The sequence below is a fragment of the Paenibacillus sp. J45TS6 genome (assembly GCF_018403285.1).
Classification (GTDB): Bacteria; Bacillota; Bacilli; order Paenibacillales; family Paenibacillaceae; genus Paenibacillus.
This window is the reverse complement of sequence record NZ_BOSJ01000010.1, coordinates 127,562-152,109: the sequence shown is the minus strand read 5'-3', so window position 1 is coordinate 152,109 and position 24,548 is coordinate 127,562. Positions and strand designations below refer to the sequence as shown.

Annotated in this window: 17 protein-coding genes and 1 pseudogene; 3 read left to right on the top strand and 15 right to left on the bottom strand. The window is 42.5% G+C overall.

Going from position 1 to position 24,548, the window contains the following annotated elements; genetic code table 11:
* Nucleotides 1–45: 45 nt before the first annotated feature.
* The 8 genes from KJS58_RS15985 to KJS58_RS15950 all read right to left on the bottom strand — a co-directional run bounded on the left by KJS58_RS15985 (nt 46) and on the right by KJS58_RS15950 (nt 10,763).
* Nucleotides 46–1,638, bottom strand: coding sequence for a bifunctional metallophosphatase/5'-nucleotidase (locus KJS58_RS15985; protein WP_213533837.1), 1,593 nt, complete (start codon nt 1,636–1,638; stop codon nt 46–48).
* Between the two features lie 319 nt (nt 1,639–1,957).
* Nucleotides 1,958–3,787 carry an ABC transporter ATP-binding protein gene (locus KJS58_RS15980; protein ID WP_213533835.1) on the bottom strand — a complete coding sequence of 610 codons (1,830 nt, stop codon included), beginning with the start codon at nt 3,785–3,787 and terminating at the stop codon, nt 1,958–1,960.
* Nucleotides 3,771–5,522 (bottom strand): ABC transporter ATP-binding protein, encoded by a 1,752-nt coding sequence (locus KJS58_RS15975; protein ID WP_213533833.1) that lies wholly within the window; start codon nt 5,520–5,522, stop codon nt 3,771–3,773. The genes KJS58_RS15980 and KJS58_RS15975 overlap by 17 nt, the downstream gene beginning before the upstream one ends.
* Nucleotides 5,522–5,917 (bottom strand): hypothetical protein, encoded by a 396-nt coding sequence (locus KJS58_RS15970; protein WP_213533831.1) that lies wholly within the window; start codon nt 5,915–5,917, stop codon nt 5,522–5,524. Before KJS58_RS15970 ends, KJS58_RS15975 begins: the two co-directional genes overlap by 1 nt.
* Before the next feature lie 771 nt (nt 5,918–6,688).
* Nucleotides 6,689–7,567 (bottom strand): carbohydrate ABC transporter permease, encoded by an 879-nt coding sequence (locus tag KJS58_RS15965; protein WP_213533829.1) that lies wholly within the window; start codon nt 7,565–7,567, stop codon nt 6,689–6,691.
* A 16-nt stretch (nt 7,568–7,583) separates the two neighbouring features.
* Entirely contained in the window at nt 7,584–8,474 is an 891-nt protein-coding gene (locus KJS58_RS15960) for a carbohydrate ABC transporter permease (RefSeq protein WP_213533826.1), read from the bottom strand.
* 46 nt (nt 8,475–8,520) lie between these two features.
* Complete coding sequence (locus KJS58_RS15955; RefSeq protein WP_213533824.1) at nt 8,521–9,798, bottom strand: ABC transporter substrate-binding protein; 1,278 nt, start codon at nt 9,796–9,798, stop codon at nt 8,521–8,523.
* 86 nt (nt 9,799–9,884) lie between these two features.
* Entirely contained in the window at nt 9,885–10,763 is an 879-nt protein-coding gene (locus KJS58_RS15950; protein ID WP_213533822.1) for an AraC family transcriptional regulator, read from the bottom strand.
* Between the two features lie 294 nt (nt 10,764–11,057).
* Here KJS58_RS15950 and KJS58_RS15945 point away from each other — a divergent pair.
* Nucleotides 11,058–12,497: pseudogene (locus tag KJS58_RS15945) on the top strand (purple acid phosphatase family protein); the annotation flags it as partial.
* Between the two features lie 24 nt (nt 12,498–12,521).
* Nucleotides 12,522–13,061: an S-layer homology domain-containing protein gene (locus KJS58_RS25805; protein ID WP_374705825.1), complete on the top strand. Its 540-nt coding sequence runs from the start codon at nt 12,522–12,524 to the stop codon at nt 13,059–13,061.
* 152 nt (nt 13,062–13,213) lie between these two features.
* Here the strand turns inward: KJS58_RS25805 and KJS58_RS15940 are convergent, their stop codons facing one another.
* The 3 genes from KJS58_RS15940 to KJS58_RS15930 all read right to left on the bottom strand — a co-directional run bounded on the left by KJS58_RS15940 (nt 13,214) and on the right by KJS58_RS15930 (nt 17,377).
* Nucleotides 13,214–14,668 (bottom strand): aryl-sulfate sulfotransferase, encoded by a 1,455-nt coding sequence (locus KJS58_RS15940; protein ID WP_213533818.1) that lies wholly within the window; start codon nt 14,666–14,668, stop codon nt 13,214–13,216.
* A gap of 206 nt (nt 14,669–14,874) precedes the next feature.
* Complete coding sequence (gene poxB, locus KJS58_RS15935) at nt 14,875–16,602, bottom strand: ubiquinone-dependent pyruvate dehydrogenase (RefSeq protein ID WP_213533816.1); 1,728 nt, start codon at nt 16,600–16,602, stop codon at nt 14,875–14,877.
* Nucleotides 16,603–16,831: 229 nt separating this feature from the next.
* Entirely contained in the window at nt 16,832–17,377 is a 546-nt protein-coding gene (locus tag KJS58_RS15930) for a hypothetical protein (protein WP_213533814.1), read from the bottom strand.
* Between the two features lie 93 nt (nt 17,378–17,470).
* Between KJS58_RS15930 and KJS58_RS15925 the strand changes: the two genes are divergently transcribed.
* Entirely contained in the window at nt 17,471–18,220 is a 750-nt protein-coding gene (locus KJS58_RS15925; RefSeq protein WP_213533812.1) for a YqcI/YcgG family protein, read from the top strand.
* A 92-nt stretch (nt 18,221–18,312) separates the two neighbouring features.
* On the opposite strand, the gene KJS58_RS15920 is transcribed toward KJS58_RS15925, so the two are convergent.
* The 4 genes from KJS58_RS15920 to KJS58_RS15905 form a co-directional block, all read right to left on the bottom strand.
* Nucleotides 18,313–19,431 (bottom strand): DNA alkylation repair protein, encoded by a 1,119-nt coding sequence (locus KJS58_RS15920; protein WP_213533810.1) that lies wholly within the window; start codon nt 19,429–19,431, stop codon nt 18,313–18,315.
* A 20-nt stretch (nt 19,432–19,451) separates the two neighbouring features.
* Nucleotides 19,452–20,657, bottom strand: a complete 1,206-nt coding sequence (locus KJS58_RS15915) for an MFS transporter (RefSeq protein WP_213533808.1) — start codon at nt 20,655–20,657, stop codon at nt 19,452–19,454.
* Nucleotides 20,658–20,839: 182 nt separating this feature from the next.
* Nucleotides 20,840–22,564 carry an assimilatory sulfite reductase (NADPH) hemoprotein subunit gene (cysI, locus tag KJS58_RS15910; RefSeq protein ID WP_213533806.1) on the bottom strand — a complete coding sequence of 575 codons (1,725 nt, stop codon included), beginning with the start codon at nt 22,562–22,564 and terminating at the stop codon, nt 20,840–20,842.
* A gap of 37 nt (nt 22,565–22,601) precedes the next feature.
* Nucleotides 22,602–24,446, bottom strand: a complete 1,845-nt coding sequence (locus KJS58_RS15905) for an assimilatory sulfite reductase (NADPH) flavoprotein subunit (RefSeq protein ID WP_213533908.1) — start codon at nt 24,444–24,446, stop codon at nt 22,602–22,604.
* Nucleotides 24,447–24,548: the final 102 nt, after the last annotated feature.

Below are 24,548 nucleotides of genomic sequence, written 5' to 3'. Positions count from 1 at the left end.
ATTGGAGGTTTTTTTGTATATACCAATAATAAATAACGGTCTTTTTCAGAAGACGACCTTCCAGTTGTGATCACATGATGCATAGATTACCTTTCGATTCCTGATATAATCAGCTAAAATCTCGGTCATGTCTGTAGGTATTTCACGGATCACGGGTTTGTCCATCAACATTCTGAAGTTGCCTCCTCCACCCGCTCGGTAGCTGTTCATCACTACTTCAAAGGAAGCATCCAGGTTCATAGGAGCACCGTTAAACAATAGCTTACTAACACGGCTCCCTTCGGGTCTTGAGATATCCAGTTCGTATTCAATGCCTTCCCACATGTCATAATTAAAGTGCTGCGGTTTCGGTTGCAGATATCCCTCAGATACTTGTAATCTCCCGGTATTCACCTCGAGCGTAAAGTAAAGGGCGTTCTGCTCCAGGGCATCCCGAATATCACGGCCAGTCAGTAGAAGTACCTTCAGAGTATTTGGATAGATATAGTTAGATACGACGTCTCGCATGGTGATGTGTTCTGAGAACCCTTTTGCCTTATTGGTAAAAATAGCCGCACAGGAGATAGCTGCACCCGTGACCTCCATCTGCACCCGATTAATAAATTCTGTGAAGGCATGATCCTTTTGTCTAGCTGTAAATGGATCGGGTATCGATAAATCGCCTTCTGCTTTGCCAATGGGCTGATCCAGCCATGCCTGGGTATTTCGTTCCGCCTCTGCAAAAAGTGCAAGCACTTCCTGATCTGCTTCTGCCTCGCTTGCATGTATCAGTTGTGCCTTCTTATCGCATATTCCCCATCTGCCTTGCACATCCTGCTCAAATTGAAGTTCCACTTTAGCAATCGCTTGTCCAGCTGAACCAGGCTGCGCATACAACACTCCATTTAATTCTCCGGTAAGTAGCCGATGCTGATGTCCCGTGAGCAAAACATCCACCCCTTCGAGGTGCATACACATCTCATAGCCCTGATTTTCCCCTGTAAGAGGCTCTGTAGCCTTTCCGGTGACTGGATCACATTCAAATCCTCCATGGTAGCAGACGAAGACAGCATCCAGCTGGTGGGTTTTACGAATATGAGTAATCCACTCTTGTGCGGACGATAACGCATCTTTGAATTCAAGTCCACGGATGTTCGCCGAATCTTCCCAGTTAGGAACATAATGCGTTATTATACCGAGCACGGCAACACGGATACCTTCCTGCATCGTAAATATTCGGTAAGGCGGGCCGAATGCCGGATCACCATTGGACTCCGTTACGATATTGGCAGATAAATAAGGACACCTAGCGTCTTTGATATGGCTATTCAGCAGCTCTAAACCGTAATTGAATTCATGATTGCCAAGTACAGCTGCATCGTATGTAAGGTGATTTAACAGTTTCGTTGCCGGATGCATCCCTGTTCTATCGTATTTAGCATAGTAATACATGAAGGGAGTTCCCTGCAAAAGGTCACCGTTATCGATAAGTAAGAGATGCGGATCTATTTCCCGTTCCTTACGAATGATTGTAGACAGCTTGGCGAGACCAAGCGGCTTATTACCTGCCCCCCGATAATCTGTTGGGTAAATGTGACCATGCACATCGCTTGTTTCCAGCAGTGTAATGACCACTGTATTTTTTGTCTTCGAATTCACTTTTTGAAGTTCCCCCCTATGAAATGAAGCGATCTATTCTCGTTAGATTGAGATCAAGGTCATCTATTCCTATATTTCCACTCTTATTATATTTGTAATACAACAACTGACTTTAAACAGTTTGTTATCTACAAGTTAAAAATAAATTATTCAACTGTATGTATAGAGGTAATCTATGTAGGAATCCAATCAATAGTTAACATAATATATATTAAGTTCACTTATTAATAATAGTGATTCCTATTTATCACTCTACAAAATAAAAAGTGCCCAAAAGTCATATAGACTCTCTTGGCACTTTCTTTTAGATCCCCCTTTTTCAGACATATGATGGGGTTAAAGGGATACCCTCTCCCTTAGAATGACGATATAATTCCTCATAAAAACCTTCTATCTCTAAAAGCTCTTTATGTGTTCCTGTCTCCACAATCTCTCCTTGACGCAAGACCACAATACGGTCCGCATGCATGATCGTTGATAAACGGTGCGCAATAACAAGGGTTGTTCGTCCTTTGGATACGACATTCAGTGCTTGCTGAATCGACTGCTCTGTCTGCGAATCGAGATTAGCGGTAGCTTCATCGAGAATAAGAATTTTTGGACGATAGACGATAATTCGTGCAAAGGACAATAGCTGACGCTCTCCAGCAGATAACCCGCTCCCACGCTCAGACAATCTCGTATCGTATCCATCAGGCAAACGACCTATCATTGGATCTGCTCCTACGAACTCACAAGCACGAATGACCTCTTCACGGCTGATCGTGTCGTCGAACATTCGGATGTTATCAATAATACTGCCTGCATACAGATAAGGTTCTTGCTGAACAAGACCGACGACCCGCTGCAATTGTTCCTGCTTCATGTCACGAATATCATGGCCATCTATTTGAATACTTCCCTCCTGCACATCATAAAACCGGCATAACAGACTCATGAGCGAACTTTTCCCTGCCCCCGTTGTACCAACGACACCGATCATCTCTCCTGGGCGGATATGAAGATCTAACCCGCGAAATACCGGCTGTCCGCTTTTATATCCGAAGGTGATTTCATTGAAATCAACACGTCCTTGTATGGATTCTAGATCTACATGACGTGTATTCGGCTGGTCCAAGATCTCAGTTTTCGTATCAAACACGCTCCAAATCCGATTAACCGCAACCGTAGCAGATTGTAGTGTGTTCCACTGCTGAGTAATCGCATTGATCGGCTGAAAGAACTGACGAATATACGTAATAAATGCATATAGTACACCAAATTCTAGTGTATGACCGAGTACGGCTAAACCGCCAATCCAAGTCACAAAAGCGATGGTTAGATTACTAAGTAAATCAAAGGAACGATTAAATAGAACCATCGTACGAATCTCGCGCAAATTTGCTTTAAAATAGGCTTCATTCTTTTCATTAAACTGATCTGCTTGTGCTTTCTGTTGCTGAAAGACCTGAATCAGATTCATACCAGATAGATTCTCTGATACGAACGCTATAAGCCGGGATAGCCGGGTACGAGCCATCTGGAACGTATTTCGCATATAAGTTCGGAATGAGATTGATATCAGTGCAATGATCGGAAGCAGAACGAGACAATATGCGCCAAGCGTAGGATCAAGCTGAAACATCATGACCATGATAAAAATTAACGAAAGACCATCTCGTAAAAGGGTGAGCAGTACTTGATTAAAGAATTGGTTAACGGCTTCCGTATCGCTGGAAACATGAGTAATCAGACTGCCGCTCGGTGTTTTATCGAAATAAGACATAGAGAACTTAGTAATATGTTCAAATAACTCTTTTCTTATTTTCGCTACAATATTTTGACCTGCGTATTGCAGTAAATTGTTCTGCAAATAAGTAAACACAAATCCTGAAACTGATAAACCAAAATAAATCATACAGATGATAAGGATCCGATTAAAATTGTTCTCCCCCGTCATTAGGTTGTCGTCAATAACGACTTTGACCAAATAAGGTTGAAACAGTTCGGATGCAATGGCAATGATCGTACAGATGACAACCAAGATAAACGTAAATCGATGCGGAATCATATAGGAACCGAGAATTCGAAAGGCTGACTTATACTTTGGTTTCGGCTTGCCTTCCGACTTATGTTCTGTATTCCCAGTAACATTAATAGGACGCGGCATGCTTACTTCCCTCCTCTTGAATGGCATGAAGCACAGCATATGGCCCAGGTTCAGCTAATAACTCTTCATGCGTTCCTCGCTGCACGATTCTTCCTTCATCCATAACGATGATTAGATCTGCGTGCCTCAGAGCACTAATTCGATTCGCAATAATAATCGTGGTCTTTCCTTGCCGTTCTTCTTGAATCGTCTGTAGAATTTCAGTCTCCGTTACCGCATCGACTGCACTTACGCTGTCATCTAGAATCATAAAGGGAGCTTGTTTGATAAGACCGCGCGCAAGACTTGTTCGCTGTCTTTGTCCTCCAGATAGAGTAATGCCGCGTTCTCCAAGCGTCGTTTCAAATCGATCAGGAAAATCCATAATATTATCGTAGATTCGTGCTTTTTTCGCCGCGATCTCGATTTCTTTTTGTCCTGCGCTCCTTTTAGCAAAAGCAATGTTCTCTCGTATACTTGTACTAAAGAGGAAGCCGTCTTGTGGTACATAAGCAATCTGGCTGCGCAAACTTTCAAGTTCTATGCGCTGGATATCTATTCCGCCGATCGAGATCGTTTGTTTTGGAGACTCATAGATTCGAAGTAGCAGCTTCACAAGGGTCGTCTTACCGCTTCCTGTACGTCCAACAATACCGACTGTCATACCGGGTTCAATGTACAGATCAATATCATGCAGTGCTGGCTGAGACGTTTCTGGATAGGTAAAACTTAACCCTTCGATATGTATTGCTGCTTGATTCATCTCGAGTGGAACAGCGTCTTCTGCTTCTATAATATCCGGCTCCACAGTTACGAGATCATTCAGTCGCTGTAAGGAGGCGCTTGACCTCTGCACGGTATTAATTACGTTCCCGATCTGCTGAAGGGGGCCTATAAGCATTCGAACATATAATGTCAGTGCAACGAAATTCCCAAGCGTGATCCTTCCATTAATGGTGAGATAACCGCCAAGGGCCATCGCTAGAATCAAAGACATAGACCCAAGAAACGGAATAAGTGCTTGAAATAACGATGAGATGCGAATAAGGGAAAGCTGATTATCACGTATTTGATCAACATAAGTACCAAACCGTTTAATCATGACCTGTTCTACTGCGAATTTTTTCGTAACACGTATACCGCCAAACTGCTCCTCCGCAGACTCCGTCATGGCAGCAAGTGACTCCTGTACTTTTAAAGACCGTTTACGAATAGAGGGTCCAAACCTTGTCACAATCCACGGAATCAAGAATAAGGGTCCAACAGCTACAGCAATAAGATAGAGCGGGATATCACTAAGAACCATAGCTCCAATACAAGATATTAATAACATCGATCCCATAGCCATCTGGTTAATCCCCATCGAGATCGATTCCCTTACACCCGTAACGTCATTCATAAAATAGCTTAAAAGCTTTCCTGTACCATTTTTTGAATAATAGTCTTCACTAAGTCCAGATAAGTGCGTGAATAACCTCCGGCGAGTGATGAGTTCAAATAAACGTCCGACATACATGATGAGATACTGGCCATATCCGCCAATCAGTGCATAACCTGCTCCGATGAATAACAGTAATAGACTATAACGAACTACATCGTCCCTGATTAAATCCCCCATTTGCAGCCGATCTGTAAAGTAACCGAGAACTTTAGGGAAGCAAGCAAAGATTATACTTGCCGCCGCATGAAGCGTGATCGAGGAGACATAGATTTTCCATGTTTCTTTAAAATAGGGTTTTAATATTCCGTTTGGCATTAAATTTGATCTTTTCCTCCTTCATTAGCATCTTCTGCTGATTTGGTAACTTCTTCTGATGCATCAACTACACTGCCTTCCGTCACATCAAGCTGAAACATATGGATAAAATCATCCATCACCATTTCGATTGCCTTCAGTTCTCCGCTGATTACTTGTTTAATTGATTCAAATTGTGGATCTTCTAACTGACGCTGTAAAGTCGAACGATTTACTTGGAGTTTCTCTAAAAAAGCAATCGCTCTTCCGCGCCGAAACGTTTGGACCTTTTTATGATGAGACCCGTTAAAATCTCTTTTTCCCTCCTTATCAAATGACCTCGGGCCTCGCTGACCTCGATGTTCTTCATGATCTCTACGTCCCTGTCTACCTTCATGACCTTGTCTTTCACGCATGAGCAGTTTCCTCCTTGTTTTATCGTATACATTTGTATACGTGTGTTATTTGTATACAAATGTATACGATGCGTTCTGTACATGTCAAGGTAAACTTCATTTTTAACTTGGATAGAGATTTTTCGTATCGATCTGCACTTCCATGAAATTACACATGGTTCTATGTTTAGTCCTTATGTATGTATAAGCTGAAATCATCTAATTAAGAACGTATGTTCCCTATCCTAAAAAACCGCACTTTTTCTTCTCTGGTTGTCTACTTTTTTGTTCTTGTACACTCATTTTTAGATATAAAAAGAAGAAATCTTCTGATTTTAAGCTCTTTCATCTATAGTTTTTGATACTATTCTCATTTTAGAACATATGTTCGGTGTCCGTAAAAACCGCATTTTTTGATCATTTTTAGCTATATATCCGTATAAATTTTACTTTAATCCCCTTTTAAAGCTGATATAAGGTAATTGACCCCTCCTTTTTCTCATGAATACAGCTTTATGGATATGAAGTATTCCCCAGGGTGCTGTCGTAAGCAGCATTTCTTTATCGCCACGCTACAAAACGACCACTAATTACGTCTATTTAGATTCAAAATGTTTGATAATGACGGACGAGAGAACGTATGTTCCTAGTTAATAACCCATTCATCCATCATTCTTCAACAGATCACCGGAATGCGTGAACTTGTGCCCATTACAAAAAACAAAGCTACCTGCGAATTAAGCAGAGCAGCTTTGCTATGTTTGTATTTTAACTTTAACCTTATATCCTAAACTATCCTTTCACAGCCCCAAGCGCTACGCTGCCTATAATTTGTCTTGAGAAGATCGAAAATACAATGATAATAGGTACGATCGAGATAGCCACACCTAAATAGAGTAATCCATAGTCCATTCCATAATATCCTTGCACCAAAGCGACGAGCACAGGGAGCGGATATTTATCTAGTGAGAAAAGAAGGACGAGCGGTGTGAGAAAGTTATTCCATGATCCAATAAACGTAAAGATCCCGAGTGCCGCAATAGCAGGTCCAAGAATCGGTAACACAATCTGATTAAATGTTCGAAACTCTCCTGCGCTATCTACACGAGCAGATTCAATAATTTCATCGGGAATACTGCCTTCAATAAACTGTTTGATAAAAAACACATTAAAGGCATTTGCCGCTGCGGGTAAAATAATTGCCGCATAACTGTCTAGAAGCCCAAGTGTACTAAACAAGCGATACATTCCGATTAGAGCAAGCTGGCCTGGAACCATCATCGTAGCGAGCAGAAACAAGAACAGTCCTGTACGTCCTTTAAACTTATACTTAGCAAAACCATATGCGGTAAGCGCCCCTATATATAAAGAGAGTACGGTAGAAGATCCCGCAATAAAAAAGCTGTTGGCGAAACCTCTCCAGATATTTATTTTAGAAGCCATGTTGAGATAATTATCGATAAGAAACTGTCCAGGAAGGAAAGTAAACATTGATGCAATCGTTGCATTGTTATGTGTGGAATAGATGAGCATTAAATAAAAAGGGATGATACAGATGATCGCGAGGCTCACTAGAATGAAATACACTAGTATTTTCCCTATTGTCATACTCTTCATGTTGGTTTGCTTCTGTACAGCGATAGGCTGATCTGCCATTTTTGCCGGTTGCATATAATTTCCCTCCTCCCTATGAACTGCTCTTCCGCTTGGTCATCATAAAGGATATGGCTGAGAACAGAATGATGATTACGAATAAACAAAAGGCAATGGCAGCTCCATAACCAAAACGAGTACTCTGGAATGCGACATTATATAGATACATGATACTTGTCATCGCTGCACGATCCGGACCGCCTGAGCCATTCGTCAGTGTAAACGGCTGATCAAAAATTTGGATACCTCCAATGATGGACGTAATAATCTGAAAGAGAATGATCGGACGAAGCATCGGCACAATGATATGAAAGAAAATATGCTTTTTCTCAGCACCATCAATTTGCGCAGCTTCTTGCAGCGAAGGATCTATTCCTTGCAGTCCGGCAAGATAGATAACCATGGAGTACCCAAAATATTGAAAGAATAGAATCGAAGAAACAATAAGGCGCATAAACCAAGGATCATTCTTCCAATTGATTGGATCATCGATGATTCCGACTTGAACCAGAAAGTGATTCAGCCCCCCAGACTGCCAATCAAAGATTAGACTTACAAGCAGACCCAGCGATGCAGCAGTAACGATATTCGGGAAGAAATAGACGGCTCGGAAGATGTCTCGCCCCTTCAGTAGTTTATCGTTGAGAATAAAGGCGAGCACAAGAGAAACGGTAAGCTGCGGAACAACGGAGACTCCCCAGATAAAAAGCGTGTTAAAGAGTGTTTTATAAAACAGAGGATCTTGTAGAACAGCAATATAGTTACCTAGTCCGACAAACTCGGGGGAAGTGATTCCGTCCCAATTCGTAAAACTAAGATATAGAGAGTAAAGAATAGGATAGAGTCCAAATATGAGGAAAATGAGAAAGAATGGCGCAATGAAGTAGTAACCGTAGTGGTCTTTGCGGATCGACTTAGCAAACATGAATGGTACCCCCCGTCATCGGAAATGTATAGCCGCTAATCTTAAGCTAATCGACTTCTAGTTCCGGAAACCTTAATTTCACATCCCTTTTTATTCTCTTCACTGCTTCTTCTTTGGTCTGAATGTCGTTATTAAGATACAACTGAAGTACAATTTTAAAAATATCCGCATTAATGGTCGTATCGTATTTGGTTCGCTCATACACAGGTACCTGCTTTGCTGCCTCTGAGAAGAACTCAAAATGTTTCTGCCCTCCTAAATAATCAGAAGTAACCGTTTTTGCAAGCTCATCATTCACAACCATATTGCTAGTAAAATAATCCTGTTCTTTTGCAAGTTCAGATAAAAAATCATGATCAAAGTTATAAAACTCAATAAACTTCCAAGCAAGATCCTTTTTATCACTTTTGCTATACATCGCAATATACGTGCCGCCTGAACTAAAAGCAGATGGTCCCTGAGCGAGACCCCAAAGTCCCTTAGTATCCGGTGCATTCGCCTTAAATGTATACTGCAGTGCCCAGGTTGCTCCTGGATAGAACATAACCTGACCTTTTTGCATCGATGCAGCATAGCCGGCACTTCCATCGTCATACTCCCCAAGCACACGCCGCTGACGAGCTTCACGCACAAGATCCAGAACCTTCATATAGGTATCATCAATGACGAATTTCCCATCCTTGACCCAAGGAATACCGTCATATGAATTCGATATCGCATTCCAGTTCGCCAGCGCATGAACCTTATTGCCGCTTTCCTGCTGTACCCGCTCTCCTATCTTAAAAATGTCCTCCCAGGTGCTAATCATCTGGCTAACTTTCTTCGGGTCATCCGTCCCCAAATATTGTTTTGCCAAATCTCTGCGGTAATAGATCCCTCCTGGTGTGCCCTGATAGCCAATCGCTCTGACGTTTCCTTCGCTATCCTTCTCATTAGACTGAACAAAAGGGTATTGCTCCTTAATTAGCTCATTCGCATCATATGGTGTTGCTGATAAATTCTCTAAATAAGGAACATCAATGAGCTCTCTTATATTAGCATTCTCAATCATAAAGACATCGGGTGCTTTGGATGCGGTCTGTAGTGCTGATTTCAATTTCGTAATATAGAAACTCCCAGGGATATTGACGAAGTTCACTTTAATGTCTGGATATTTTTCTTCAAATTTCTCAATCGCATAACCCGCTTCATCAGTAAAACTCCAAATTGTAATCTCCTCTTGTTTTGAATGGGTCGTTCCTGTGGCTCTGCATCCAGATAACATCATTGCCGCAGTAAGAATAGCAATGACCGAAATATATTTTCGATTGAACTTCTTCTTCATTTGCCCCCTCCTCCATTAAAGTAAACGCTTACAATTTATTAGAGTATATTGATTTTGCGGTTGTCTTTCTCTTCAGATATTGCGAATCATCCTTCATATGTTGTGATCTTTGTTCGATGCTTCTTTCGAAATTCGGTGGGAGTGCAGTTGTTGTATTTTTTAAATAGCCGATTGTAGGAGTTGATATTGTTAAATCCGTGCCTTATGGAGATATCCAGAATAGAGTCTTTACTGAAAAGTAATGCCCATTCCGATTTGATAATGCGAAAATGATTTAAATACTCCATTAGTGTGACTCCCTTAAGCTCTTTAAACAGTGTACATACGTAAAACTTACTGAATTTAATATGCTCCGCCACCTGATCGAGCTTAATATTTTCCGCATAGTGCTCTTCTAGGTACTCACAGATCGATTCGATGAATTCAAACTTCTTAGATGGTGAACATACTCGCCCCGAATTAGAAGTTTGAGATGTTGGTGTTTTTATACGCAATAAATGAACAATGAAATCATAAAACCTGGCAATCATGGACCAGCGGTATCCCGCCTGCTGTTTGGTGCTTTCATCGGATAAAATATCTAAATAGGAGCTCAGATTATTTTCACAACAGATAGTAGAAGGTATTATGGTAGTCTCATTAAAAAGATCTATCATTTCCTTTGTATCTTCTGTGACTATGAAGCTTCCCGTGATCAGTTCTAGACGAAATAAAAGAATGGTAAGCTGATCCGTACCCGGCAAGAAACAATGTACATCCCCCGGTTTAATAATCAGTATATCTCCCTGCTCAAGTTCATAAAGACGGTTATATACTCTAATCTTCGCATTCTTCCCCCTCACAACGACCATTTCAACTTCTTCATGCCAGTGAGAGGCATAATTGAATTGTCTACTCGTATGAATCACGCGTATAGGAAATCCTTCCGTCATATGACCTGTCTCAAGAAAAGTAGGTTCTCCCATCTGATCCACCCTCTCCTGTTTTCGCTATGAAAGCTATAACATCATTATATTATGCACAAGTCATCCTTCTCCCTCTAACAACAGATATAAAAAGATAAACGATTCATTAGATAGATTCTTTGAATTGGACATCTTATAAAGGATCACACAACCGTATATGCATTTTTACATTTGTTTAATGTTTTAGATCATACTTTACATAATACGCTATTATTCAAACCTTAGAATTAACAAACGGTTGTTATGCTTGTCATGTCGGATTTGACATATACATCATACAGAGGAGTGTACTTAATGATTAACATGTTCAAAAAAGGATCGGCATTTATGTTATCGTTTATTCTGGTGCTTAGCTTGGTCACTATTCCTTCAGCCTTGCCGGCTAGCGCAGAATCAGCAGAACGATCAGGTTCACTACAGAATCAGGAGATCAGCAAAGTAACAACCACCTTTTATGGAGATACAACAAGTTCTAAAGGGTTTACATGGTATACTTCTAAACAACTTACGGACAGTACCGTTCAAGTAATCAAGAAAACTGGGGCAGAGCCTGATTTTAACAAAGCCCTCACTTTTACAGGCACCTCTTCGATATCCACCAATTCACAAGAAGAGCTTGTACATAAAGCAGAGGCTTCGGGTCTTGAAGCAAATACGGTTTATTACTATCGTGTAGGTGACAAAGTGCGAGGAGTATGGAGTAAGACAGGTACATTCCAGACGGCTCCCGACAGTGGTGCATTTACTTTTATTGATATGGCGGATACGCAAGCAAAAACAGAAGAAGAAGCGATCCTCTCTTCCGAAACCCTTGAAAAAGCACTTCAAACCGTTACTAACGCTCAGTTTGTCGTTCACAATGGCGATATTGTAGATACAGGAACGAAAGAAGATCAGTGGAACTGGCTCTTAGGTCATTCTCAAGATAGCCTGCTGCAGACAACGATTGTTCCTTCTGCAGGTAATCATGAAGATGAGAACTTTGCTTTTTATGAACACTTCCATATCAACGAACCTGACGGCTCTGCTACAGAAACAGGAGCATATTACTCTTTTGATTACAGCAATGCGCATTTTATCGTACTGAACTCAAATGAAAATTCGGCCGAATATGCTAATTTTTCTGAAGAACAAGTGGAATGGTTAAAGAAGGACGCAACTGCTGCGAAAAAAGCGGGAGCAAAGTGGATTATTGTAAACATTCATAAAGGTCCTTATACGACTTCTAACCACGCAACAGATGAAGATATTATGGGTGAGAATGGCGTACGTAACCAAATCGCACCACTCATGGCACAGCTTGATATTGATTTTGTTATGCAGGGGCACGATCATATTTACGCACGTACAAAACCGATCACTTCTGAAGGAAAAGCAACCTCACCAGAGAAAATAACGGAAACATTAAATGGAGAAACAATTGAATACAGTGTGAATCCAGACGGCAGTATCTACGTTATTCCAGCGACAGCGGGGCCAAAGGTATATTACAAAAATAAAAGCGAAGAACTCGGAGACAGCTACTATAGTCTTTTCGAAAAGGCTGAAGAGCATCATGCGGCGATATATGGACCAGACCCAGATAAAAATGACAGACCAAAACGAAGCCAAGTACAAAATTTTGTAGGTATCACGATTGACGGAGACAAGTTTACTGCAGTCACGTATGAAATCGACCAAAATAAAAATGAAGCTCAGCCTTTCATTGTAGATCAATTCGGAATCATCAAGAAAGACACAGCAGCAAGCACGGATCCAGTGGTATCTTTAAAAGACATTTCTGGTCACTGGGCAGAGAGCGCCATTCAGTCTGGTGTCACTGCAGGATATATAAATGGCTATCAAGATGAGACGTTTAAACCAAATGCGCATATCAATCGTGCTGAATTTATTACGATGCTAGTCCGTGCTTTACAAATGAAGGAAACAACAAATTCACTTGCCTTTACGGATGCAAAGCAAATACCATCTTGGGCATCCTCTTATATCTCTCAAGCTGTAGAAGCAGGGATTGTAAGCGGGTATACAGACGGTACATTTAGAGCTGGTAAACAACTGAATCGCTCAGAAATAACGACCTGGATGGTTCGTGCAGCAGGGCTTACGGTAAATAACAACGCCTCCCTCTCCTTTACGGATAAAGATTCTGTTCCCGCATGGGCAGTTCCATATGTTGCAGCAGGCGTTAAATCAGGTCTTGTAAGCGGTGTGGGACAAAATCGGTTTGCTCCCAAGCAATTAACCACCCGCGCGGAAGCAGCCGTCTTTATTGCGAAGCTGTTAAAGGTAAAGAATTAACGTTATTGTGATACGGATGACCTTTTATCTCTAAGTTAAATCAAAAAATAAAAACCTCTTTCTCAGTATGATTAGAGAAAGAGGTTTTTTATGTTATTTCTACAGATCTTCTATTATTAATAGCGCAGCCGAATACGTTCCGTATAATCCGTTCACTCCGCTACATCTGCATCTTTGAGCAGTGACTCATCTGTGGTAGCTACACAAAAGGCTCCATCATCATAGGTGACGGCTCCTTCAATGACTACGGTAACGGCAGCCCCCCTTGGCGCAGCCCCAGGCAAACGGAAATCGGCAACGCTGATCGGGGCGATCTCCGTCTGAACTGGAAGTTCAAGCTGTGGTACCCATTCGTAAGGAACTCGGTAAGCACGGTATACCATGTTTGCATTTCGTTTGTTTTTATAGGGGGAAATATATTCCCATACCAGTTCATGATCTCTTGTTACCTCAAATATTCGTCCATCTGCTCCCTCTGTAATTAGCGTATTTCCATTTGGCAAACGCTGCGCAGAGCTGATATACGGACTATAGAAGCGGTATGAATCCAGCGGAGCAACGAATCCTGCTTCTGTAGGCGTGTATTGCCATTCAATCTCAAGAGTAACGGGATTAATCTCAAGTACACGTGAATAATCACGACGAGCCACTTTTAGCCCATCAGAGGATACCGTACCAGGCCGGCCATAACCACCCCAACCGCCATTATCAAAAATAAGGATGTTTCCTTCTCCAGGAAGACCTTTAGGTACAAGATGAGCATGATGTTGACCGATAATCCAGCCAATGTGCTTCGTTTCTTCCGTATCATAGTTTGGCCCAAGCTGCCAGACAATTTTTCCGGATGTTTTATCAATAATGGCGATAATATTCGATTCTCTTGCATCCCATATGATGTTATCTGGATGAAAACGTTGGTCACCCGCATCATAATGTTTATTGGGTCCAAGAACCGAAACGGAATTAATATGCATCCAGTCCCCCGCATGTTCACCAAATCCCCGAGTATTCGGATCTTTATAAATCGCTTGTTTTGCTTCCTCATCAAATCCAAGTTCATCAAAATGGTCACTGACGGCCCATTCCCACACGATATTGCCTTCATAATCAACTTCAATAATCGTATCATCAAGCAGTTCGATATCAGATATTTCAGGACGGTTTACATTTTTATGAGCCAAAATGAGAGTGTTACCCGAGTCAATCTTCGGTTCCTGATTAGGAGCATAGTATCCTACAGAGCTTACTTCACGCTGATAATCATGATGCTGACGAGCCATCCATTCTCCGCTGTGTCCAGGATCTTCAATCCATTCATAATGGTCGAACTTCCATACCACATTACCGTCCCAATCAACTTGAACCAAATTGGCTTCATCCTGAAATCCATACTTCGGATCTCGCTCTGCGGTGCTTCCAAGAACATAACCGCCCGGGAACAGTTTATTCGGAAAACCTCTAAGTCCTTTCCATAAGCGCACTTCTCTCCCATTCATATCAATGAGCAGAGCTCCCGTATCTGCGGCTTGAAAGATGGTGTAGCCACTCCATGCTTTGTTAGGTAAATAAACGGTGGTTCCTGTCGGATAAATTGTAGGGTGTCCCATGTATCTATCTCCTCTCGATCCTATGTAACAGCGTTTTTAAGCTTTGCAGATATACAAAAAGGCTCTAGGCCTCTCTAATCATAAGAAAAGAGAGACTTAGAGCCTTTGGCTGTCCAATCGGCTTAGCTATGGAGAATAGATTAAACCAATTATTCCCAGTAGTCAAGTCTGTATTATAAAATTGACCATCCATGGTATCTTACCAATTATCTTAATAGGTTACTTTTCGCGAGATCAATGATTTTATTACCTTCTCCATTCAGCAACGCTTTTGCAGCCCATATCGTGAAACCTTGCGCTTGCTCTAGACTAATCTTCGGCGGCATAGACAGTTCTTGGCGATTCACTGCCACATCTACAATAACAGGACCATCAATCATGAAAGCTCGTTCTAAGGCGGCTGGAAGATCTTCTGGATTATCTACCCTGATCCCTTCAATCCCAAGACCACTTGCTACAGCTGCAAAGTTCGGATTAGATAGGTCTGTCCCGGTTTCTAAATATCCCGCTGCTTTCATCTCCAGTTCCACAAAACCAAGCGCATCATTGTTATACACAATCACTTTGATGGGGAGCTGATGCTGTTTAAGCGTTAGTAGATCTCCAAGCAGCATCGAAAGTCCGCCATCACCGGAGAGTGAAATCACTTGACGATCCGGAGCAGCTACCTGTGCACCGATGGCTTGAGGCAAAGCATTTGCCATGGTTCCATGAATAAACGAACCTAATAGACGGCGCTCGCCGTGTAGCTCTAAATAACGAGCAGCCCAAACGGTAGGTGTTCCGACATCACAAGTGAATATGGCATCATCGGATGCCATTTCATTGATTAGACGAGTTACATACTGAGGATGGATCGGCGTATGCCCCGGTTTAAATTCAGCATATCCATCGAGTTCTTTCCGATCTTTTACATAACGTTCTACAGACTTCTCGAGATGTTTTGTATCTTCTTTTATCGTTAGATAAGGCTTAAGTTTCTGCAGCGTATCTTTTACCGTTCCGCATAATCCATACGTAAGAGGAGTCCGTCTACCCAAATGGGATGCATCGATATCCACTTGGAGTATGGTTGCATTCTCCGGATAGAACTGCCGATAAGGGAAGTCAGTACCAAGCATGAACAGGACATCACAGTCCATAACTGCTTTGTATCCAGAAGAGTATCCAAGAAGACCCGTCAGACCGACGAAATACGGATTATTGTCTTCTAAATACTCCTTACCGCGCAGAGCCGTTACCATAGGGGATTTCAAAATACTACAGAGCTCCATGAGCTCTTTGCGAGCATCTTTTGCCCCTGCCCCGCAGAGCAAAGTTACATTTTTACCTGCATTCAAATACCCAGCAAGGATTGCTAATTCCTCTTCAGAAGGATGAATCACCGGTTTCGTAATATACGAAGTCTGCTCGGGCACTTCATCTTCTCCTGCTTCTAATGCCGCGATATCCCCGGGCAGAATAACAACAGATACCGTGGAGTTAGCAACAGCTGTCTGAATCGCCATCGAAATCGTTCGAGGCATTTGTTTTTTTGTCATAATTACTTCACAGAAAGCACTGCATTCCTGGAATATCTGCTCCGGATGAGTCTCCTGAAAATAACCGCTGCCGGTTTCGTCACTTGGAATCTGCGCAGCCAAGGCCAGCACGGGTACACGATTCCGGTAACAATCATAGAGTCCATTAATTAGATGGAGATTCCCAGGTCCGCTGCTCCCTGCACATACAGCAATACTTCCTTCTAATTCCGCATCCGCGCCTGCTGCAAATGCAGCCACTTCTTCATGCCGTACATGAATCCATTCGATTTTTCCTGATCTTCGAACGGAGTCGAGTACCGCATTCAAAGAATCGCCAACGATTCCATAAATCCGTTTCACTCCTGCGTTAATAAGAGAATCTACTACCGCATCTGCAATTGTCTTTTTCATGTATCCTCATCCTTTTCTAGTATAATCTTGAGGCAAATACGTATCTGAACCCGATCTTGCATCTGATTATCTATACCCTCCCAGACAAGATCAGTAACGCTTTTTCATAAAAGCTCCTTATTTCTATATGTAAATTTAATCATAATGATAGATTACAGCCCATCTACGTACTTTAAATACAAAGAAGAATGCCTTTTGGCATCCTTCAAACTTTCATAACAATTTTATGCTAATTAGTTGTTTTACTCTGCTTTTCAAGACGAGGCCAAAGCGTGTAGCTTGCACTGATCAATAGATCAAAAACAAGGATAATAGACCAGACCTTTATCGTTTCTCGGAAAGGTTCCGAATTCAACTCGTTATTTATCCAAATTATCATACCGTATAGCAGCGAGCAGCCAATCAGCCAAGACACCAAGTGGGCGGCAAAGCCTCGCATTTCTTCTCTAGCATGTTCTTTTCCATACTTCTTCTGCGGTTTTGGCCCTTTGGCAAACCAATAAGCAAACCTCTGATCCATCCAACTAATCATTCGATGTCCTAGCCCGATCGACACACCAATATATACAGCAGCTAGTGCGTGAGCAAACGTCGCAGGGGTACCATTTTGAAGACTAATTACAGTAGCAACAAGCAGAGCAAGATCAATGACCGGAGTACAGAAGAGAAGTATATTTCCGAGTCTTTTCTTCTGTAATACATACCTGCAGTAGAGACCGCCCAATACAAATATCCAAAATCCGATTTCACAAGCAATGATAAAGGTTATGATCATCTATTCGTTCCTTTCATACTAAAACTAAATAGATAGGACAAACACACATAACGACCTCCATTAATACGTTAGCAACAAAGGAGGAAGTCATACATGCTCTTGTTTGAGAAAGAAAAGCTAAGCACTTTGTCACTAGGGGGATGGCAGCAAGATGCCTTTCAACTTTTTGAATCTAAAATGACAGATAAAACACATAAGTTTCCTTGTATACCTGCTACAATTGGATTTAAATTAAATCACTTTAGATATGGTTTTCTTAGTGATCCGAGGTCCGATCAGGCAGCTGATGAACTTGCTGAACTGCTGAGTATGTATGGAGAGCAGTCTCAAGCATTTGGTAAATATACTTCATTAATTGCTTTCTTCGATACTCCGCCAGATATACAAAAGAACTACCAGGTCTCTGATTATCGTCAATTGTTCTGGGACGTCCTAAGTAAAGTTAGCAGCAGGGATCAAGAAGAATGGCCCTCTCATATCCCAACCGATCCGCATCATCATGTATGGGAATATTGTTATGCGGGCGAACAGTATTTTATGTACTGCGCAACCCCCGCACACGATCGCAGACAAAGCCGCTATTTCCCGTATTTTATATATGCGATAACGCCGCGCTGGGTACTTACCGAGTTTAATTCCAATGCTCAAGCATCTGCACAGCTCAAAACAAAAATAAGAGAACGAATTGAAGCTTATGACGAGGTGGGTATTCATCCCGATCTCCAAACATACGGAAGTCAGGACAATTATGAATGGAAGCAGTATTTCCTAAATGATGATAATACTTCGACGGCAGAGTCCAAGTGTCCTTTTGCTCATCTTCATCTTAAGAAACAAAGCTAGATTATCAATAGGAACCTACCCCGAGTTGACGTAAAAAAGACTGCTCAATGAAGTTGAGCAGTCTCGGTCGTAGGTATATAAATTCAAAGGGATTAATCAGAGAAGTTAGCAGGCTTCAAATCAATCTCCGTAAATGCTGATTCCTGCCCATTAATGAGGAGTGCGATTCGGTGAACCCCGACATAATGCTTGCGGGTCGTTAGATCAGCCCAGCGGTGTTTTCTAGATCCACTGAGACGTGTTCCTCCCGCTACCGTTTTATCAGACAATAGAAACTTCTTACGTGAAACTTGTCCGCTGGACTTCACAAAATCAATTCCGTACTCGATACGCAGCCGCGCAGGATCGCCTTCCCTTACAATTAGGTTATAACTAAGATCACAGCTTTCTCCGATGTGCAAGGCAGCCGGACTCGCCGTAATCGCTGCCTCAGTTACTAATGCTGTCCCTTCCGCTGATTCAGCATATCCGAAGAGAGCCATCACCTCTGGTTCTGCTTTACGTATCAGTGTTCTGCAGCCGTGTCTTACAATCCAGTCCGTATGGGGGGCATGCCCCATCCATCTACGCGCCGTTTCTATTACGATATTCGGATGATCCTTGGCTATGTCATTTAAGTTATTGGCAACACTCTTGCGTACATATAGAGAAGGATCTGCCTTTAATTGTTCCAGAATCGGAAGAATCGGAGCTGGATCTTGTTTAAAAAGGGTGAGCGCCTGTCCCCAAGGCAGTCTAGGTCTGCACCCTTCACTGGCTAAACGTCTTACATGGTCAATCGGATGTAGAGACCACTTCATCATTTGTTCCATCATTCTTTCCGGATGGCGGATAATGAATGGCCTTACTGCAAACTCCGCAGAGGAATGCTGTGTGAATTTTTCTAATGCCTGCATGGATAGGTCCCAATGCTGTTCCTCTTGACCAAAGACCTCCACAAAGTCCGGCATGATCAGATATGGAAAACCAGAACAAGATTCGCTCACGGTAGATAAGATCTGGATGGAATCCTCGTAATTCTCAGGTAAAAAAGATCCCATCGCTAACGTGATCGTACGCATTCGTTCTTTTAAAGCTTTCTCTTCCCAGTTCTCATCCATGACTTGCTGAATGAAGGATTCTACTGAAAAAGGAGAATAAACAGCTGATATCTTTTGACCTAACTGAAGCAAAAAAGCTTCATTATATACATTTTTAAGCGGCTCTGCCACGGTAACACATCCTTATCAGATTACTGATGCTGAATCATACGGTTGACCTTTTCTGATCCCATAAACATGGCAACGATGAAAAGGAAGACCACAACGGGAAATAAAGCAATGGTCCATTGCGATGCAAGTAGGCCGAACAATGGTGGAAGAAATGTCGTTCCTGTATAAGCAACGGCCATCTGGTATCCCATTATACGTGAAGAGTGCTCCTTGCCAAAACGGACAGGCGTTTCATGCAGTAAGCATGGAAAAATCGGGGCAAGTCCTAATCCGATGAGAACAAGACCAAAGAGAGCAAATATGCTATGTAAAGGCAGCAGCAGGAGTACTGCACCACAAAGCGCGGTTATTTGTCCCATACGGATTAAGGTTTGATTACTCACTTTTAATGTAATAAACCCCGTAATCAATCTGCCTACGGTGATTCCTCCATAATACATGGATACCCACGTTGCCGCCGTCTCGGCAGATAACTCTTTTATTCCCACCAGAAAGCTCGCTCCCCATAAGCCTACAGTCATTTCTACTCCACAATAGAATAAGAATGCAATGAGCGTAATCTTCACACCTCTAATTTTTAGTGGTTTTATGCTGGAGTGGTCCGGTGCATTGATCTGTCCTTCACCCCCCACAGTAGAATCAGTACCGTTAGTTTGCGGACCAGAAGACTGATGCAGTGCAGCGACCTTTTTCCACAGCGGCAGTGTCACAAAAAGCAGTATAACGAGTCCGAACTGGACAAATGCAACAGCAGTATACCCATTTCTCCAGCCATTACTTGCAATATAAAAGGACATAATAATAGGACCTGCGGTCGCACCTACTCCCCAAAAACAATGAAGCCAGCTCATATGATGTGCTTTATAATGAAATGCAACATAATGATTAAGCCCTGAATCAACCGCTCCTGCGCCGAGTCCAAGTGGAATCGCTAACAATATAAGCCATGCTAGAGAGGGAGCAAAAGAAAAGCCAAACAATGCGCCTGCTGTCATTAAACAGCTGAACAGCGTGACTAACCCCGTCCCTAACCGCTCAATAATTTTCCCGCTCGCTAGGCTGGATACGATCGTTCCCCCTGCGACTACCATAGATAAAAGACCTGCCGATTCAAAAGACGCGCCTATATCTGGCTGCATAACCGGCCAAGCTACACCAATCAATGAATCTGGTAATCCTAAGCTAATAAAAGAAAGATAAATAATAATCAGAAATAATGTTGCCATGTTGTAGTACCACCCCATCGTATGTAATTAAATGTTATGTAGACTCTGCTATAGATGGCCGCTCAGCATCTTCGCATACGTTATCATTAACCCTATGTATTTTCAACGATTTCTTTGTATGTCAATTGATATAAAAACAAATAGAAGAGGCACCTGTACTAGGGGCCTCTCTATACTATCGATTACGCATGAAATTGCTGACCATCATATACCGCATCTACGTATTCCGCACGGATCACAAAATCACCAAAATGTTCACCATCGTAACGTTCTACAGCATATCTTGAAATGATTGGCTCAAGAGATTCCAAAATCTCGGTTTCCCCGATGTTTTCCTTATAAAGCTTATTTAGACGAGATCCATTATGAGCTCCGCCTAAATACATATTGTACTTACCAGGACCTTTTCCAATAAACGAAAGTTCTGCGAGCATCGGACGAGCACATCCATTAGGACAACCGGTCATCCGAATCACAATCTCTTTATCACGAAGGCCATTGCGTTCGAGCATAGGCTCGATTTTGTCCATTAAGGAAGGTAAATAACGTTCAGATTCAGCCATAGCCAGTCCGCAGGTAGGAAGCGCAACACAAGCCATCGAGCTTCTGCGAAGAGCAGAATAATGAAGTCCATCTGTGAGTCTGTATTCCTGAATCAATTTTTCAATCTTCTTCTTGCTTTTGTTCCCTACATTACCAATGATCAGGTTCTGATTCGCTGTTAAGCGGAAATCACCTTTGTGAATCTTAGCAATTTCGCGAAGTCCTGTCATGAGCGGGTAATCCTCAAGATCTACGATACGGCCATTCTGGATAAACAGCGTAAAATGCCACTTCCCATTGCTTCCTTGAATCCAGCCGTAACGATCTCCGTTATGATCAAATTCATAAGGTCTTGCTTCTTCCAGAGAATAACCCAGTCTTGCGGTTAATTCATTCTTCAACCAGTCTATACCGCGGTCATCAATCGTATATTTAAAACGAGCATGCTTCCGTACCGCACGATCTCCGTAGTCTCGCTGAATGGTTACAATTTTCTCAGCAATATCAACCATTTGCTCAGGCGTGCAGAAACCAATGACCTTACCCACTTGCGGATACGTCTTGGTATCTCCGTGAGACATTCCCATCCCGCCGCCGACAGAGACATTAAATCCCTTCAGTTTTTCATCTTCTACGATGGCGATAAGTCCTAAATCCTGTGAAAATACATCGACATCATTCATTGGAGGTACTGCAATCCCGATCTTAAACTTACGTGGTAAGTATACAGCTCCATAGATCGGTTCTTGTTCCCATTCGTTGTCACGGCTATCGATAATCTTCTCTTCATCCAGCCAGATTTCGTGGTAAGCACGCGTTCTCGGATCGAGATGCTCACTTACTTTGCGAGCCCACTCGTATACTTCTTCGTGTACTTCAGACTGGTAAGGGTTCGGATTACACATTACGTTCCGGTTTACATCCCCGCACGCTGCCAAGGTGCTGAGCAGCGCATCGTTTACTTCACGAATGGTACTCTTCAGATTCCACTTCAGTACTCCATGCAGCTGAAAAGACTGACGAGTGGTTAAACGGATGGTGTCATTACCATACTTATGTGAGATACGGTCCATCATAAGCCACTGTTCCGGCGTGACTACTCCGCCTGAGGCGCGAACACGAAGCATGAACTGATATGCCGGTTCAAGTTTTTGCTTGGCACGCTCATTACGCAAGTCACGATCATCCTGCATATAACTTCCGTGGTGCTTCATTAACCGGTTATCATCTTCAGGAATGGATCCTGTGATTGGATCTTGTAAAGTTTGGACAAGACTTCCTCTTAAAAAATCACTGCGGCGTTTAATATCCTCTACATCACTGTGAGGCGCATTCTGAGGTGGATAAAGTTCATTTATAGCCATGCTGGAATCTCCTCTCGTATCTATAAAAGCCGTCGGCTTAATAGACATCACGCTGGTATCGTTTTTGCTGTTGAAGCTCTATCAGATAATCGGTTGCTTGTTCCATCGTCATGCCGCCTTCTTGTACAAGGATAGCAGCAAGTGTGGAATGAACGTCGTGTGCCATCTTTTTCTCATCCCCGCACACATAGATGTATGCACCTTCTTGCAGCCACTCATAAATTTCCCGGCTTCTTTCCTGCATCCGGTGCTGAACATATACTTTCTGATCCGTGTCACGGGAGAAGGCAACATCCATATTGGTAAGGATTCCGTCTGCAAGCCAGCGCTGCCATTCCACTTGATAGAGAAAGTCGGTTGCAAAATGCTGATCTCCATAAAAGAGCCAGTTCTTGCCCTCGCTGCCGTTTTCTTCTCTTTCACCGAGGAAGGCTCTAAATGGCGCAACACCCGTACCTGGTCCAATCATGATGATCGGCGCGTCAGGGCTATCAGGAAGCTTAAACCCATCATTATGCTGGATAAAAACAGGTAATGTCTCCCCTGGCTGAATGCGTTCTGCCAGTTGTGTAGAGCATACTCCGTACCGATTACGTCCTTTGTGTTCATAGCGAACTGTACGCACCGTCAAATGCACTTCATCTGGATAAGCACTTGGACTGCTTGCTATCGAATACAGTCTAGCTGGAACTTTACGAAGCACAGATACCAAGTCTTTAGCAGATACGCCTTCGAGCTTATAATCCTGTATAAGATCAAGTAAATCGTGTTCCGAAATATAACTGCGGAGCTGCTGTTCATTTCCTGGTTCAAGCAATTTTCTAAGTTCAGCATTTGCTGTAATCTTCACAATCTGCTCAAGCAGTGGTTTGGTAAGAACAGTGACTTCATAATGGGATCGAAGAGCTTCTCTTAATGAAACTTCACCTTTATTTTTGGATAAGGACACAAGTTCTTCTGCATTCCACCCTGAAGCTGAGATAATATCCTCAACGAGTTGCGGGTGATTCTGCGGATAAATTCCGAGACTGTCGCCTGCCTGATAAGTGAGCCCCGAACCTTCCAGTGATAATTCCAAATGCCTTGTTTCCCGGTCCGATCCTCGTCCGTTCAGATTCAGATTCTCAAGCACTTCAGCCTGGAATGGATTGGAGCGGCTATATACTGACTCTGTGGCAACAGATGCTACTGCACCTACACTGCTTACACTTACTAGATTTGCGGCCGACTTCTCACCAAGGGATTCTAATACCTGACTCATCCATTCCGCAGCAGATTCATCAAAATCAACATCACAATCGATACGCGGTGTCAGACGACTTGCCCCAAGTTCTTCAAGGCGTGTATCAAAATCTTTACCTGTTTGGCAGAAGAACTCATAAGATGTATCCCCGAGCGCAAGAACGGAATATTTCAGCTGTTCAAGCTTCGGTGCACGTTTACTATTCAAAAACTCATGGAATGCAATTGCACTATCCGGCGGTTCTCCTTCTCCATGAGTACTGACTACAATGAGGAGGTTTTGAAGCTTTTTAAGTTGGTTTGTCTTAAAGTCACTCATCGAGCTCAGATTCACTTGGAATCCTTGCTCCTCCAGTTTTTTCGTCATTTTTTTAGCTAGGCTGCTGCTGTTACCTGTTTGTGAACCGAATAGCACTGTAATGTCTTTACTAACTACAGCTGCAGGAGCTGAAGCCTCATTGATCGTAGAAACTGGACTGCTTGGTCCATCACTAGAAACAACTTGAGTTCCAGCAGCTTGTTTGGCGGTAAAATATCCACTTAACCAAATGAGCTGTGTTTGTGATAGAGTAGGTAATAAACGATTAAGTAGTTCCGTCTGTTCCTGAGTAAATGGGCTGTTATTCGCCTGAAGTTCCAATAAGATCCACCTCGGATGATTGAATTTAATTCTCAGTAAGTTCATCAGAATTATTTATCTATACTGAAACTACCACAGCTGTTAATACCTGGTCAATTAGAA

Coding starts and splice junctions, on each gene's coding strand:
- KJS58_RS15980 (WP_213533835.1), bottom strand. CDS start 3,787: ATGCCGCGTCCTATTAATGTTACTGGGAATACAGAACATAAGTCGGAA.
- KJS58_RS15975 (WP_213533833.1), bottom strand. CDS start 5,522: ATGCCAAACGGAATATTAAAACCCTATTTTAAAGAAACATGGAAAATC.
- KJS58_RS15970 (WP_213533831.1), bottom strand. CDS start 5,917: ATGCGTGAAAGACAAGGTCATGAAGGTAGACAGGGACGTAGAGATCAT.
- KJS58_RS15965 (WP_213533829.1), bottom strand. CDS start 7,567: ATGCAACCGGCAAAAATGGCAGATCAGCCTATCGCTGTACAGAAGCAA.
- KJS58_RS15960 (WP_213533826.1), bottom strand. CDS start 8,474: ATGTTTGCTAAGTCGATCCGCAAAGACCACTACGGTTACTACTTCATT.
- KJS58_RS15955 (WP_213533824.1), bottom strand. CDS start 9,798: ATGAAGAAGAAGTTCAATCGAAAATATATTTCGGTCATTGCTATTCTT.
- KJS58_RS15950 (WP_213533822.1), bottom strand. CDS start 10,763: ATGGGAGAACCTACTTTTCTTGAGACAGGTCATATGACGGAAGGATTT.
- KJS58_RS15940 (WP_213533818.1), bottom strand. CDS start 14,668: ATGGGACACCCTACAATTTATCCGACAGGAACCACCGTTTATTTACCT.
- poxB (WP_213533816.1), bottom strand. CDS start 16,602: ATGAAAAAGACAATTGCAGATGCGGTAGTAGATTCTCTTATTAACGCA.
- KJS58_RS15930 (WP_213533814.1), bottom strand. CDS start 17,377: ATGATCATAACCTTTATCATTGCTTGTGAAATCGGATTTTGGATATTT.
- KJS58_RS15925 (WP_213533812.1), top strand. CDS start 17,471: ATGCTCTTGTTTGAGAAAGAAAAGCTAAGCACTTTGTCACTAGGGGGA.
- KJS58_RS15915 (WP_213533808.1), bottom strand. CDS start 20,657: ATGGCAACATTATTTCTGATTATTATTTATCTTTCTTTTATTAGCTTA.
- cysI (WP_213533806.1), bottom strand. CDS start 22,564: ATGGCTATAAATGAACTTTATCCACCTCAGAATGCGCCTCACAGTGAT.